The organism is Undibacterium sp. Di26W (assembly GCF_049340265.1).
Taxonomy (GTDB): Bacteria; Pseudomonadota; Gammaproteobacteria; order Burkholderiales; family Burkholderiaceae_D; genus Undibacterium.
This window is the reverse complement of record NZ_JBMPOR010000007.1, coordinates 153,912-167,161: the sequence shown is the minus strand read 5'-3', so window position 1 is coordinate 167,161 and position 13,250 is coordinate 153,912. Positions and strand designations below refer to the sequence as shown.

The 13,250-nt window shown below is 51.1% G+C and carries 15 protein-coding genes; 11 read left to right on the top strand and 4 right to left on the bottom strand.

Annotated features, from left to right (window positions below; all coding sequences use genetic code 11):
• Window positions 1–328: 328 nt before the first annotated feature.
• From pssA to ACO0LM_RS11230, 4 genes are all read right to left on the bottom strand, one after another.
• On the bottom strand, window positions 329–1,192 hold the full coding sequence (pssA, locus tag ACO0LM_RS11245) for a CDP-diacylglycerol--serine O-phosphatidyltransferase (RefSeq protein WP_423037082.1): 864 nt from the start codon (window positions 1,190–1,192) through the stop codon (window positions 329–331).
• Window positions 1,193–1,629: 437 nt separating this feature from the next.
• Window positions 1,630–2,646, bottom strand: coding sequence for a ketol-acid reductoisomerase (gene ilvC / locus ACO0LM_RS11240; RefSeq protein ID WP_423037080.1), 1,017 nt, complete (start codon window positions 2,644–2,646; stop codon window positions 1,630–1,632).
• A 64-nt stretch (window positions 2,647–2,710) separates the two neighbouring features.
• A complete protein-coding gene (gene ilvN, locus ACO0LM_RS11235) occupies window positions 2,711–3,202 on the bottom strand; it encodes an acetolactate synthase small subunit (RefSeq protein ID WP_162059361.1) in 492 nt (163 codons plus the stop codon).
• Window positions 3,202–4,917 carry an acetolactate synthase 3 catalytic subunit gene (locus ACO0LM_RS11230; protein ID WP_423037078.1) on the bottom strand — a complete coding sequence of 572 codons (1,716 nt, stop codon included), beginning with the start codon at window positions 4,915–4,917 and terminating at the stop codon, window positions 3,202–3,204. Before ACO0LM_RS11230 ends, ilvN begins: the two co-directional genes overlap by 1 nt.
• A 564-nt stretch (window positions 4,918–5,481) precedes the next feature.
• Between ACO0LM_RS11230 and ACO0LM_RS11225 the strand changes: the two genes are divergently transcribed.
• The 11 genes from ACO0LM_RS11225 to rarD all read left to right on the top strand — a co-directional run bounded on the left by ACO0LM_RS11225 (window position 5,482) and on the right by rarD (window position 13,234).
• Window positions 5,482–6,054 carry an RNA polymerase sigma factor gene (locus ACO0LM_RS11225; protein ID WP_422986216.1) on the top strand — a complete coding sequence of 191 codons (573 nt, stop codon included), beginning with the start codon at window positions 5,482–5,484 and terminating at the stop codon, window positions 6,052–6,054.
• A complete protein-coding gene (locus tag ACO0LM_RS11220) occupies window positions 6,051–6,467 on the top strand; it encodes a DUF3619 family protein (RefSeq protein WP_423037076.1) in 417 nt (138 codons plus the stop codon). The genes ACO0LM_RS11225 and ACO0LM_RS11220 overlap by 4 nt, the downstream gene beginning before the upstream one ends.
• A gap of 86 nt (window positions 6,468–6,553) precedes the next feature.
• A complete protein-coding gene (locus ACO0LM_RS11215) occupies window positions 6,554–7,171 on the top strand; it encodes a DUF3106 domain-containing protein (protein WP_423037074.1) in 618 nt (205 codons plus the stop codon).
• A 4-nt stretch (window positions 7,172–7,175) separates the two neighbouring features.
• Window positions 7,176–7,694: an RDD family protein gene (locus ACO0LM_RS11210; RefSeq protein ID WP_423037072.1), complete on the top strand. Its 519-nt coding sequence runs from the start codon at window positions 7,176–7,178 to the stop codon at window positions 7,692–7,694.
• Window positions 7,695–7,756: 62 nt separating this feature from the next.
• Entirely contained in the window at window positions 7,757–8,428 is a 672-nt protein-coding gene (locus ACO0LM_RS11205) for a TetR/AcrR family transcriptional regulator (protein ID WP_423037070.1), read from the top strand.
• Between the two features lie 8 nt (window positions 8,429–8,436).
• Entirely contained in the window at window positions 8,437–9,018 is a 582-nt protein-coding gene (locus ACO0LM_RS11200) for a TIGR00730 family Rossman fold protein (protein ID WP_423037195.1), read from the top strand.
• Between the two features lie 141 nt (window positions 9,019–9,159).
• Window positions 9,160–9,369 carry a DUF3460 family protein gene (locus ACO0LM_RS11195; RefSeq protein ID WP_422986206.1) on the top strand — a complete coding sequence of 70 codons (210 nt, stop codon included), beginning with the start codon at window positions 9,160–9,162 and terminating at the stop codon, window positions 9,367–9,369.
• Between the two features lie 44 nt (window positions 9,370–9,413).
• The gene (locus tag ACO0LM_RS11190; protein WP_423037068.1) at window positions 9,414–10,271 is read left to right on the top strand and encodes a segregation and condensation protein A; all 858 of its coding nucleotides are present in this window, start codon (window positions 9,414–9,416) and stop codon (window positions 10,269–10,271) included.
• An 88-nt stretch (window positions 10,272–10,359) separates the two neighbouring features.
• The gene (panC, locus tag ACO0LM_RS11185) at window positions 10,360–11,199 is read left to right on the top strand and encodes a pantoate--beta-alanine ligase (RefSeq protein WP_423037066.1); all 840 of its coding nucleotides are present in this window, start codon (window positions 10,360–10,362) and stop codon (window positions 11,197–11,199) included.
• Entirely contained in the window at window positions 11,199–12,128 is a 930-nt protein-coding gene (locus tag ACO0LM_RS11180; RefSeq protein ID WP_423037064.1) for a cobalamin-binding protein, read from the top strand. Before panC ends, ACO0LM_RS11180 begins: the two co-directional genes overlap by 1 nt.
• Before the next feature lie 197 nt (window positions 12,129–12,325).
• Window positions 12,326–13,234 carry an EamA family transporter RarD gene (rarD, locus tag ACO0LM_RS11175; RefSeq protein WP_423037062.1) on the top strand — a complete coding sequence of 303 codons (909 nt, stop codon included), beginning with the start codon at window positions 12,326–12,328 and terminating at the stop codon, window positions 13,232–13,234.
• Window positions 13,235–13,250 lie beyond the last annotated feature (16 nt).

The following is a 13,250-nucleotide window of genomic DNA, read 5'->3' as shown; positions in this document are numbered from 1 at the left end:
TATTCTCTAGCCTACCCTTGCAAGACGCACATGGGTGGTGAGACTACTCGAATTGTGGGTATGGGGAATTTAGCGCGTAACCGCTAGTAGAGATGCCAGCAATAGCGATAGCAGACCAGACAGGCCTGCCATAGTGTTTTTTGCTATTGATGTGGATGCGAAGTTCATGCCAAAGACTATAAGCGCGATTACAGAAAAGTGCAAGAATTTATAGCAGCAAAATCCCATTTTTCTCAGGCAGAAAAGCAAAAAAGCCGCGATACATTTTCTGTATGGCGACTTTTCTTGCGAAATGCCGAATATTATCCGGCGTGCATATTCTCAAATATTATTTCTCTTCATGCGGCTCGACGCTGGTCTGCACCAGGCTGACCGGCCTGCCCTTGCGCCAGCGCCATAGCAACACGACATAACCAGACAAACCATACAGGACGAACAAACCAAATAACACCTTGGGTGGGTCACTGACCACAGCCACATAGGCCAATACAATCAGAAATGGGGCGATAAACGGCACCGAACGACGTAAATTGACATCTTTGAAGCTATAGAAAGGCACATTGGTCACCATGGTCAAACCGGCAAACAGGGTAATGCTCCAGGTACTCCAGCTCAGCTCACGGCCAGGGAAATGCAAGTCTTCCATCAACAATACAAAGCCCGCCACCAGGGCCGCAGCCGCAGGGCTAGGCAAGCCCTGGAAGTAGCGTTTATCGACAATCCCAATATTGGTATTGAAGCGTGCCAGGCGCAAAGCAGCACCGGCACAATACACAAAGGCGGCCAGCCACCCCAACTTGCCCATGCCCTTTAACGACCATTCATAGGCAACCAGCGCTGGCGCTGCACCGAAAGAAATCATGTCTGACAAACTATCGTACTGGGCCCCAAATTCACTTTGAGTATTGGTCATGCGCGCCACGCGACCATCCAGGCTATCCAGCACCATGGCCACAAAGATCGCCAGTGCAGACTGGTCAAAACGTTGATTCATCGCCATCACAATGGCGTAGAACCCGCAGAACAGGGCTGCCGTCGTAAAAGCATTCGGCAACAGATAAATCCCGCGCCTGGGTTTGGCCGGCACGCGTACATCATCCCCCTCATGCCCGTTCGCGGCCGAGTTCTTGCGCATACTCTTGGGGAACAACTTGAAACTGCCTTTGGGCTTTCGTTTTAGTATAGGTGCCATTCTTGCTATCGTAATCTGTGAAATATGTCACTTGCCTGAGCAAGGGATGCAAAAGTGTGCGAAGTATAACCCCGATTATTGCCGGTGAAAACAAACTCAGAGACATGCCTACTTCACGGTCCGGCCTCCAATATACATCTTCATTTACATTTAATAAAAATTTAATGCACAGATCTGACACGCTATCATAAGGCCCACAAAGTAAAAATCGCCCCTGCGGGCGATTTTTAGTCTTCGAGCTGCGTGCGCCTGCCAGCGCACGCTGGATGATGCCCGGCAATCCTAAAGATTAGTTCTTCGATTGATCAACCAGTTTGTTTTTAGCAATCCAAGTGCACTTGAAGGCGTAAAAAAAGTCGTCCAAGTGGACGACTTTTAGCCTTCTAGCTGCGTGCGCCTACGAGCGCACGCTGGATGATGCCCGGCAATCTTAAAGATTAGTTCTTCGATTGATCAACCAGTTTGTTTTTAGCGATCCATGGCATCATGGCACGCAATTTCGCGCCCACTTCTTCGATCTGGTGTTCGGAAGTCAAGCGACGGCGGGAGATCAAAGTTGGTGCGCCTGCTTTGTTTTCCAGGATGAAGCTCTTCGCGTATTCGCCAGTCTGAATATCTTTCAGGCATTGGCGCATGGCATTTTTGGTGTCTTCTGTGACGACTTTCGGGCCAGTCACATATTCACCGTATTCTGCATTGTTGGAGATCGAGTAATTCATGTTGGCGATACCGCCTTCATAGATCAGGTCAACGATCAGTTTCAGTTCATGCAGACATTCGAAGTAAGCCATTTCTGGCGCGTAGCCAGCTTCGACCAGTGTTTCAAAACCAGCCTTGATCAGTTCAACTGCACCACCGCACAAAACAGCTTGTTCACCGAACAAATCGGTTTCTGTTTCTTCACGGAAGTTGGTTTCGATGATGCCGGCACGGCCACCGCCGTTAGCCATGGCGTAAGACAAGGCGATGTCACGGGCAGAGCCGGATTTGTCCTGATATACAGCGATCAGGTGAGGCACGCCACCACCCTGGCTATAAGTACCACGTACAGTGTGGCCAGGTGCTTTAGGAGCGATCATGATGACATCCAGATCAGCGCGTGGCACGACTTGACCGTAGTGAACATTGAAGCCGTGGGCAAATGCCAGCACTGCGCCTTGTTTGGCGTGAGGGGCAACGTTTTCAGCATACACCTGGGCGATGTTTTCATCAGGCAGCAAAATCATGATGACGTCGGCAGCTTTGACTGCGTCGTTCACTTCAGCTACGTTCAGACCGGCATTTTTTGCCTTGTCCCAGGACGCGCCGCCTTTACGCAGGGCGACAGTCACTTTACAGCCGGAATCATTCAGATTTTGCGCATGGGCATGGCCTTGGGAACCGTAACCGATGATGGTAACGTTTTTGCCTTTGATCAGGGAGAGATCACAATCTTTGTCGTAGAAAACTTTCATTTTGTATCCTAATAATTAAGTATTTTTGTAGAGAATTGGCAAATAACAGCTAATGCCTGAATTGCTAAACCTTGAGGATGCGTTCGCCGCGCCCTATGCCTGAACCACCGGTACGTACCGTTTCCAGAATTGCCGTGCGGTCGATTGAATCAATGAAAGCATCCAATTTACCTTTATTACCGGTCAATTCTATGGTGTAGGTCTTTTCGGTGACATCAATGATGCGGCCACGGAAAATATCTGCGGTGCGCTTCATTTCTTCGCGCTCCTTGCCGACCGCTCTTACCTTGATCAGCATCAGTTCACGTTCTATATGCGCGCCCTCGGTCAGGTCAACCACCTTGACTACCTCGATCAGGCGGTTCAAGTGCTTGGTGATCTGTTCGATGATGTCATCGGAACCGGAGGTCACGATCGTCATCCGCGACAAGGTGGCATCTTCAGTCGGCGCAACGGTCAGGGTTTCAATGTTGTAACCACGGGCAGAAAACAGACCGACCACGCGCGACAAGGCACCGGCTTCATTTTCGAGAAGGATGGAAATAATATGTCTCATCACAGATCCTCCGAACCCAGTAACATTTCCGTCAAGCCCTTGCCTGCCTTGACCATAGGCCAGACATTCTCGGTTTGATCAGTAATGAAATTCATGAATACCAGTCTGTCTTTCATGGCAAAGGCTTCACGCACTGCGCCATCCACGTCTGCCGGATTTTCTATCTTCATGCCAACGTGGCCATAGGCCTCTACCAGCTTGGTAAAGTCAGGCAAAGAATCCATGTAAGACTCGGAATAGCGTGAGCCATAATCAATCTGCTGCCACTGCCTGACCATGCCAAGGAAGCGGTTGTTCAACAAGATGATTTTTGGTGTCAGGTGATATTGCTTGCAGGTTGCCAGCTCTTGTATGCACATCTGTATCGAGGCTTCGCCCGTGATACAGGCGACAGTCGCATCCGGATTGGCCATCTGCACGCCCATGGCATACGGCAAGCCCACACCCATGGTGCCCAGGCCGCCAGAATTGATCCAGCGACGTGGTTTTTCGAAGCGATAGTACTGTGCTGCCCACATCTGATGCTGACCAACGTCAGAGGTTACAAAGGCATCGCCCTTGGTGACTTCCCAGACTTTTTCAACAACGGATTGTGGCTTGATGACTTCACTCGAAGTCGGGTATTTCAGGCAATCACGACCACGCCATTCATTGACTTGTTTCCACCAGGCGGCCAGCGCCTTGGGATCAGGACGCGTCTCGACTGCACTCAGTTGTGACAGCATCTCCTGCAACACATCCTTGACATTGCCGACGATAGGAATATCAACCTTGACGCGTTTGGAAATCGACGATGGATCAATATCAATATGAATGATCTTGCGTGGATGCGAAGAAAAATGTTTCGGGTTGCCAATCACGCGGTCATCAAAACGTGCGCCAATGGCGATCAGCACGTCGCAGTGCTGCATGGCCATATTGGCTTCGTACGTACCATGCATGCCCGGCATGCCGACGAATTTTTCATCGCTGGCACGGTAGCCACCCAGACCCATCAGGGTATTGGTGCATGGAAAACCGAGTGTATCAACCAGTTTATTCAGTTCCGGCGCTGCATGCGCGAGGATCACGCCGCCACCGGTATAAATCATCGGACGTTCAGCCTGCAACAACAGTTGCACAGCCTTGCGAATTTGTCCTGCATGCCCTTTGTCGACTGGCTTGTAAGAGCGCATTTCGACTTCTTTAGGGTAGCTGTAGGTAGTTTTGTGCATGCTGATATCTTTAGGGATATCCACCAGCACAGGACCCGGACGACCTGTCGTCGCAATATAGAATGCCTTCTTGACGGTCTCGGCCAGGTCTCTGACGTCTTTCACCAAAAAATTATGCTTTACGCAGGGACGGGTAATACCAACGGTGTCGCATTCCTGGAAGGCATCCTGGCCGATAACGGCACTGGGAACCTGACCTGAAATGATCACCATGGGTATGGAATCCATATAAGCAGTTGCCAGACCGGTCACCGCATTGGTAACACCAGGCCCGGAAGTGACCAGAGCCACACCGACTTTATTGGATGAACGGGAATAGGCATCAGCGGCATGTACTGCAGCTTGCTCGTGACGCACCAGGATATGTTGAAACTTGTCCTGATTGAAAATCGCATCATAGATATAGAGTACGGCACCGCCCGGATATCCGAACACATGCTCAACACCCTCTTCGGCCAGACACTTGACAAGTATCTCTGCGCCTGTAAATTCTGAACTCATAAATTGTGTCCTTTCAAGGTCCATAGGAGATTGATCGGATGTTCTTTCCTGGCGAAATCGACATGTAAATACCGGAAAGCTGAAATCCCTTTATGTGCGGTCACATTCCCCTTTACATATCCGTTGGATATGGTGCCAGGCAAGGCTTAGTGCACTCGTTCAATCAGTATTAAGGCTTTACAACGACAGACTTCTCACGCTTGTGGCATGGGTCAGAACAAACAGCTTCTTAAAGCGAACTCGTCGGTGTCAGCATTGTGGGCTGTTCCAGACAAGCATTTTGTGCCCCGAGATTTTGGAGCGGACTCACAAGGTACTGCGTCGCAGCATTTTGGTCAAGGAAAATTCACAGTAAAAAGCGAGTTATTATAATAAATTTGATTATCATAAAAACTATTCTTAACGAAATGCAGGACATAAACGCGTATTTTTGCTAGCATGTGCGCAATTTTGAGCGCTGGCATTTTCCTAAAAAAGTCCAATCAGATCAGGAACTGGTGCCTGCTTAAATACCTGACTAAACACGTAACTACAACGTAACTGCCCGCAACGTAACTGCCAACGATGGCCACAGACAAAGAATTATCCAGCTTTTTGGAAGGTGTAGAGCGCCGCGCTTTCAAGCACGCCGTGTATACCGTCCGCAATGAGGAATCTGCTTTAGACATTGTTCAAGAAGCAATGATCAAACTCGCGGAAAAATATGGTGACAAGCCTGCCGCCGAATTGCCCATGCTGTTTCAGCGCATACTGCAAAACACCATCCTGGATTTTTTCCGTAGGGAAAAAGTGCGCAATACCTGGGTCAGCCTGTTTTCCAGCATTACCCCGGCCAATAACCAGGATGATGACAATTTTGACTTATTGGAAAGTTATGCGGCAGAAGAAGGAACAGAGGCCTCAGAATCCAGCGCCGACAAGATAGAACGCGAGCAGGTTCTGAATATAATTGACGAAGAAATAAAAAAGCTTCCTGCGCGTCAACGGGAAGCCTTCCTCATGCGTTATTGGGAAGACATGGATGTAGCGGAGACCGCCGCTGCAATGGGTTGCTCAGAAGGTAGCGTCAAAACACACTGCTCCAGAGCAACGCACGCATTGGCCGTCACACTCAAGGCTAAAGGAATTCACCTATGAATTATTCAAAAGAAGCGAAAGACCTTGAATTTGCTTACAAGGTAAGACGAGCGCTGAATGAATCAGCGGAAAGCCTCCCTGTGCCAACTCTGGATAGGTTAGCACAGGCTCGTAAAATGGCCATGGCACGCAAGAAACAGGAAGCACCTGTTGCCGTATTGGCATTTAAAGGCGTGCTGGCCGGCAATTCCGGTTTTTCTTTCCAGGGACCTGGTTCCTGGATGGGCAAGCTGGGTATCGCCCTGCCACTGCTGGTGCTGGTGGCCGGCCTGATAGGCATTTATGAATATGAACAACAGCAAAACATCAATGAGTTGGCAGATATCGACACTGCCGTTCTGGTTGATGAATTGCCGCCAGCCGCTTATGTTGATACCGGGTTCACTGCCTATTTGAACAAAACGGAGGAATAGGCGTGACGTTGCACTTAATGCGAGATCTGTTGTGTCTTACTGTTGTACTTTTCTCATTATCACCGGCTTTTGCCGGTGGTAGTACTGTGCTCGCACCACAAACAAATGCCAAGCCAGCCAATGGTGCGGCAAGCTCCAGCTATGCCAAACCTTTATGGGTAGAACTCAACCCTGCACAAAAGCAGGCCCTGACACCACTCAGCCCTGAATGGGACAGGATGTCCGAACTGGGCAAGAAAAAATGGCTGGAAATCGCCAATCGTTACGCAACGATGAAGCCCGACGAGCAAGCCAGATTGCAAGAACGCATGCGTGACTGGGTCAAACTGACGCCAGAACAACGTATGGCTGCACGCGAAAACTATGCCAAATCCACCCAGCTCAAGCCGGAACACAAGTCTGCCCAGTGGCAGCAATACCAGCAATTGAGCGAGGAAGAGAAAAAACGCCTGGCCTCTGAAAACGAGAAAAAGAAAAGCGTCACCAATCTTTCGGCTGACGCACTGAAAAACCCAAAAATCCTGGCCCCTCTCAAAGTAGGCCCCAAGCCTGCTGTCACAGTCAAAGCCACGCCACCACTGGCCCAACAGCCAGTCAGTGCGTCGGCGCCAGCCATTTCTGCTACACCTGCCCCGGTTTCCGTCGCGACAGTGACAGACGCAGCGCCTGCCAGCGCTACTGCATCTCAGGGCTCTGCCAAATAAATCTGTGAATTCTGAACTTACTGCTCCACCATTACGTCGCCGTCTGATTTGCATGGTTTATGAAGGCATGCTGTTGTTTGGCATTGTTTTTGTGTCTGACTGGATTTTTGATGTACTGACGCAAAGCCGGCATGCGCTGGTCTTGCGTCATGCGCGCCAGTTCTGGCTGTTTCTGGTGATCGGTGCCTACTTTGTATTTTGCTGGAGCCGCAGCGGCCAGACCCTGGCAATGCAGACCTGGCGCATCAAGGCGGTAGACCTGGATGGCGGCAAATTACCCGTGGTGAAGGCCATCGTGCGGTATTGCCTGGCATGGATGTGGTTTTTGCCAGCCATGGCATTGAATTATCAGCTAGGCCTGAAAGAATGGCCCACGGTATTGCTCGTCACCGCTGGCGTCATCGGCTGGGCCATGACGACCCGGCTGGACAAACAGGGACAGTTTCTGCACGACAAACTTGCCAAGACGCGATTGATCCACATTCCTCCCGAAAATGAACTCAAAGCGAGTTCTGACACCTGATCTGCTGTCGATGTTGGCTTTTCAATGTTATTCTTATGAAATAATTTATCGAGAAGAATGACATGCAACACAAAGCTCCTCGTCGCACCAGGGAACGCATACTGGAATTATCCCTGCGCCTTTTCAATGAATTCGGTGAACCAAACATCACCACGACCGTGATTGCGGAGGAAATGAATATTTCCCCCGGCAATCTGTATTACCATTTTCGCAACAAAGATGATATTGTCAATTCCATCTTTACCCAGTTCGAAATGGAAATCAATAAAAAGCTGTCCTTCCCTGAGGGCCGCAAGGCGAATATCCAGGATATCTGGACCTACCTGCACCTGACGTTTGAGCTGGTCTGGCGTTATCGTTTTTTTTACCGCGACCTCAATGACCTGTTGTCCAGGAATCGCAAGCTGGAACTGAATTTCAAGCAAATCCTGACCCACAAAATCAAGGTCGCGACCGAACTGTGCAACGGCCTGCGCGCCGATGGCGAGTTTGAAGCCAGTGACATGGATATCAATGCCCTGGCCACCAATATGGTGGTGGTAGCCACTTACTGGCTGTCGTATGAATATGTGCGCAATCCGCGCAAATATACCGAATTACAGACCATGTCAGACTCGCTGGCACGCGGCTGTTACCAGGTGATCGTGCTAATCAGCCCATATTTGCGTGGCGAAACCAAGAATGTCTTTGAAAAACTCTCACAAGACTACCTGCGCAAGATGAATCCAGCATGACATCCGGTATGAAAACGGTCTGCGTTTATTGTGGCTCTTCACCCGGTATCACGGCTGCCTATGCGGCTGGTGCCCGGCAACTGGCAGCACAACTGGTCAGCCAGCAATTACGCCTGGTCTATGGTGGCGGCAATGTCGGCCTGATGGGCATCATTGCCGATGAAGTATTGCGCCTGGGTGGACAAGTCACCGGCGTCATCCCCAAGGCATTGATGGACAAGGAAGTCGGCCATACCGGCCTGACTGAACTGCATATCGTCAGCAATATGCATGAACGCAAAGCCATGATGGCAGACCTGTCGGATGGCTTTATCGCCATGCCTGGCGGCATAGGCACGCTGGAAGAACTGTTTGAAGTCCTGACCTGGTCGCAACTGGGTTTTCATGAAAAACCGGTCGGTTTATACAACATCAATGGCTTTTACCAGAAACTGCATGATTTCCTGCTGCATACCGTAGAGCAAGGCTTCCTGCGGGCAGCCCATCTGGACTTGTTATATATCGACAATGATGCCGCCAGCCTCTTGCAGAAATTTACCGCATACCGCCCTGTCCATGTCAGAAAATGGCTGGATGTCAAAGATCTGTAAGTTCCCGGCATGATCTGAAGCCTTGTTGGGAGCTGCATCTGTAGCCACATCGATAGCTTTACTTCGCAGGCGAAAGCCGTTCCCGGTCAAAACCGGAGTAAAATGCGCCTTTATCCGACCTTTTCGTGTTTATTTCAAATTATGAAATTCTCCAAGCAATTCCCGTTATACGAATCCGAAGCAAGTCAGTTCATCAAAGACCTGAAAAAAACCAATCCTGCGTTGGAACAAAGCCAGCGCGATGGTCGTGCCTTGCTGTGGGATAAACAACCGGTCGACCTCGATACCCAAAAGCGCCAGCTTGAGTCGCGCATCAACCAGCAAGCTTACGTTTATCAAAACAAGGGCTGATAGCGCCCACACTCGCCTACACCTGCCCGTAAATAGAGAAGCTTGTGACAACCACCAATGCGTTGCCGCCAACCGAGTTGCCACTGGTTGGTGCAGTTGACAGCACACCTGATGTTGTCGACGGGCTGGCCTTTGCCAAATTATATGGCGAGCCACTGTTCAAGCTGCCTACCGATCTGTATATCCCGCCGGATGCCCTGGAGATTTTCCTGGAAGCATTTGAAGGTCCGCTGGATTTGCTGCTGTACCTGATACGCAAGCAAAATTTCAACATCCTCGATATTCCGATGGCGCAAGTCACCTTGCAATATCTGCAGTATGTGGATCAGATACGCGAACACAATCTGGAACTGGCCGCAGAATACCTGCTGATGGCCGCCATGCTGATTGAAATCAAATCGCGCATGCTGCTGCCATCGAACAAAAGTGCCGACAGCGATGAAGCCGATGATCCGCGCGCCGAGCTGGTACGCCGCCTGCTCGAATATGAGCAAATGAAACTGGCTGCCTATGACCTGAATGCCGTCCCGCAATTGGGGCGCGACTTCTTGCATGCCCAGGTTTTCGTCGAACAAAATACCGTCCTGCACTGGCCACAGGTAGAGATTGCCGACCTGCAGTCCGCCTGGGCCGATGTGCTGAAGCGGGCAACGCTGGTAGCACATCACAAAATCAGCCGGGAAGAATTATCTGTACGCGAACACATGACCGGCATTTTGCGTAAATTGCAGTCAGCCAAATTTGTAGAATTCTCTGATCTGTTCGACCCCAGTCGCGGTGCGCCTGTGCTGGTCGTCAATTTTGTCGCCCTGCTTGAACTGGCCAAGGAAACACTGATAGAAATCACCCAGGCCGAAGCCTTTGCACCGATTTATGTGCGCCTGGCGTATTCGCCAGCCTGATTGATGCATATTGATGCGTTTTGATGCATATTGATGCGTCATCCATTGGCACTGATAAAAAACTTATTTATTACTATAGAGCTGCACCATGAAAATCGTTTCCTCCATTGAAGAGTTGCGCGACCAGTTAAGCGGACAATTGCGTACCGCATTTGTACCGACCATGGGCAATCTGCATGAGGGACACTTGTCCCTCATGCGCCTGGCAAAAAAACATGGCGACCCTGTGGTCGCATCGATTTTCGTCAATCGCCTGCAATTTGGCCCGAATGAAGATTTCGACAAATACCCGCGCACCTTCCAGGCTGACGTAGAAAAGCTGGAAAAAGAAGGCGTGTATGTACTGTTTGCACCGACGGAAAAAGACCTGTATCCAGAACCACAAGAATACCGCGTGCGACCGCCAGATGATCTGGGCAATATCCTTGAAGGTGAATTCCGTCCCGGCTTTTTTACCGGCGTCACCACGGTCGTGCTGAAACTGTTTTCATGCGTACAGCCTCGTGTTGCCGTGTTTGGTAAAAAGGACTATCAACAGTTGATGATCGTCCGTAACATGAGCAAGCAATTTGCCCTGCCAACCGAAATCATCGCTGCAGAAACCTACCGTGCCGATGACGGCCTGGCCCTGTCTTCACGCAATATGTATCTGTCTGCAGCAGAACGCGCCGAAGCACCTGCCCTGTACCAAACCCTGAATGAAGTTGCCGCTGAAGTGCGCGCCGGTCATCTCGACATGTTCGAACTGGAACGAGAAGCCATGGCCAGACTGGCCGCACGCAACTGGAAACCGGATTACATCTCCATCCGCAAGCGCGCTGATTTGCAACCGCCGTCTGCAGGTGACATTGCCCAGAAAGCGCAACTGGTCGTCGTAGCGGCTGCCAAACTGGGTGGCACGCGCCTGATCGACAATCTGGAAATTTGATGCGCATTCTGCTAGCCGCGAAACCGCTGCTGAAACGCTTATGCCTTACCGGCATGCTGATACTTGCCGGTGTATGTGCAGCGGCTACTGCAGCTACAGCGACGGGAAAGGCTGCCATTACCGTACTGGACGATGCGCAGCGCCAGGTGACTCTGGCCAAACCAGCGCAACGCATCATCAGCCTGGCACCGCATATTACCGAGCTATTGTTTGAAGCCGGTGCAGGGAAGCAGATTGTTGCCGTCACCGATTACAGTGACTACCCGGAAGCAGCAAAGAAACTGCCGTCGATAGGGAATATCTTCGCCCTCGACCTGGAACGCCTGCTGGCCCTGAAACCTGATCTGGTGATTATCTGGGGAACCGGTAATGCCAAGATACTGGCCAACAAATTACGCAGCAATAACATCACCGTTTTTGAAAGCGAACCCCATGATTTTGAAATGGTGGCGACCTCGATAGAACGGCTGGCAAGCCTGGCAGGCACTGATGCAGTTGGTCAGGCCGCAGCACAGAAATTCCGCCAGCGCCTGGATCACCTACGCAAGACCTATGCGCTGCCTGCCTCTGCCACGCCGGTCAGCGTGTTTTACCAGATGGTGCGCCGGCCACTGATGACACTTAATGATGATCACATGGTGTCAGATGCAATACGCCTGTGTGGCGGCAGAAATGTATTCGGCAAATTGAAGGAACTCAGTTCCACCATCACCACCGAAGCGGTGCTGTCAGCCAATCCCGACATGATGCTGACCACAGGCGACAACGTGGAAGCACTAGCCGACTGGCAACAATTTCCCATCCTGACCGCCGTCAAAAAGAATCATTTCTACGCCGTCAAAGGTGACTGGCTGAATCGCGCCGGGCCACGCATACTCGACGGTACCGAAGCACTATGCAAACACCTGGCAACAGCCAGATCAAAATAAGGCGCATAGGACTTATGCAAAATCGCCCCGGCAAAGTGCGGCGACGAAGGCAGTACGAATAGTACACGGCTCCTAGGAGAGGAGCTGCAACGCAGCCGGGGCGCTTTTGCGTAAGCCCTATCAAAGCAAGCATTCGGCTTTAAGGCGATAATAGCGATCTCGCCTGGTCTGCCAGGCTTATATTTTGATTGGCAACGATGCGTAAAGGTATCTTGTTTGCAGGCTCCGCGTATTTGCTGTGGGGCCTTTTCCCTATCTATTTCAAAGCCCTGCATGAAGTGCCCGCCTTAGAAATCCTGCTGAATCGCATGGTCTGGTCGCTGCTGTTCCTGCTTGGTGTGCTGACCTGGCGCAAGCAATGGTCATGGATCAGTGAAGCAGCACGTCAACCCAAACTAATCGCCGGCTTTGCCATCAGTGCCCTGCTGTTGTCTGCCAACTGGTTTGTGTATATCTGGGCCGTCAATCACGGTCATATTATTGATGCCAGTCTTGGCTACTTTATTACACCGCTGGTGAACATCCTCATCGGCTCGGTCTGGCTGCGTGAACGCCTGCGCCCTGTGCAATGGCTGTCGGTTGCGCTGGCAGCTTGTGGAGTGGTGTGGCTGACCTGGCAAGCCGGTCACTTGCCATGGATAGGCCTGATCCTGGCCATTTCCTTTGGAACCTATGGTCTGTTGCGCAAAACCTCGCCCCTGGGTGCGCTGGAAGGTCTGTCGCTGGAAACTGCCCTGCTCTTTCCATTTGCCCTTGGCTATCTGGTCTGGATGGGCATGCAGGGCCAGAATACCTTCATCGGCGGTGACATCAACATCAAAATGCTGATACTGGTCAGCGGCCCCATCACCGCCATCCCACTGCTGCTGTTTGCCGCCGGCGCAAGGCGCATACCCATGACCACACTGGGCTTGTTGCAATACATGTCGCCACTGGTGCAGTTGCTGCTCGGCGTATGGCTGTATCACGAGCCTTTTGACTCTGGCAGAATGCTCGGCTTTGTAGCCATCTGGGCTGCACTCATCGTCTATTCTTGCGAGGGTCTTTGGCGCAATTTCAGGTCAGTTGAAAGTACAGGTAAGCAAGCTGCCCAAGGTCGCCAATGAGATCAAAGAGCCTCAC

What these genes read in the sequence shown, in the direction of transcription:
- ACO0LM_RS11180 (WP_423037064.1), top strand. Translation starts at nt 11,199, where the DNA reads ATGCGCATTCTGCTAGCCGCGAAACCGCTGCTGAAACGCTTATGCCTT.
- pssA (WP_423037082.1), bottom strand. Translation starts at nt 1,192, where the DNA reads ATGGCACCTATACTAAAACGAAAGCCCAAAGGCAGTTTCAAGTTGTTC.
- ACO0LM_RS11200 (WP_423037195.1), top strand. Translation starts at nt 8,437, where the DNA reads ATGAAAACGGTCTGCGTTTATTGTGGCTCTTCACCCGGTATCACGGCT.
- ACO0LM_RS11225 (WP_422986216.1), top strand. Translation starts at nt 5,482, where the DNA reads ATGGCCACAGACAAAGAATTATCCAGCTTTTTGGAAGGTGTAGAGCGC.
- ACO0LM_RS11230 (WP_423037078.1), bottom strand. Translation starts at nt 4,917, where the DNA reads ATGAGTTCAGAATTTACAGGCGCAGAGATACTTGTCAAGTGTCTGGCC.
- ACO0LM_RS11205 (WP_423037070.1), top strand. Translation starts at nt 7,757, where the DNA reads ATGCAACACAAAGCTCCTCGTCGCACCAGGGAACGCATACTGGAATTA.
- ilvC (WP_423037080.1), bottom strand. Translation starts at nt 2,646, where the DNA reads ATGAAAGTTTTCTACGACAAAGATTGTGATCTCTCCCTGATCAAAGGC.
- ACO0LM_RS11220 (WP_423037076.1), top strand. Translation starts at nt 6,051, where the DNA reads ATGAATTATTCAAAAGAAGCGAAAGACCTTGAATTTGCTTACAAGGTA.
- ilvN (WP_162059361.1), bottom strand. Translation starts at nt 3,202, where the DNA reads ATGAGACATATTATTTCCATCCTTCTCGAAAATGAAGCCGGTGCCTTG.
- panC (WP_423037066.1), top strand. Translation starts at nt 10,360, where the DNA reads ATGAAAATCGTTTCCTCCATTGAAGAGTTGCGCGACCAGTTAAGCGGA.
- rarD (WP_423037062.1), top strand. Translation starts at nt 12,326, where the DNA reads ATGCGTAAAGGTATCTTGTTTGCAGGCTCCGCGTATTTGCTGTGGGGC.
- ACO0LM_RS11195 (WP_422986206.1), top strand. Translation starts at nt 9,160, where the DNA reads ATGAAATTCTCCAAGCAATTCCCGTTATACGAATCCGAAGCAAGTCAG.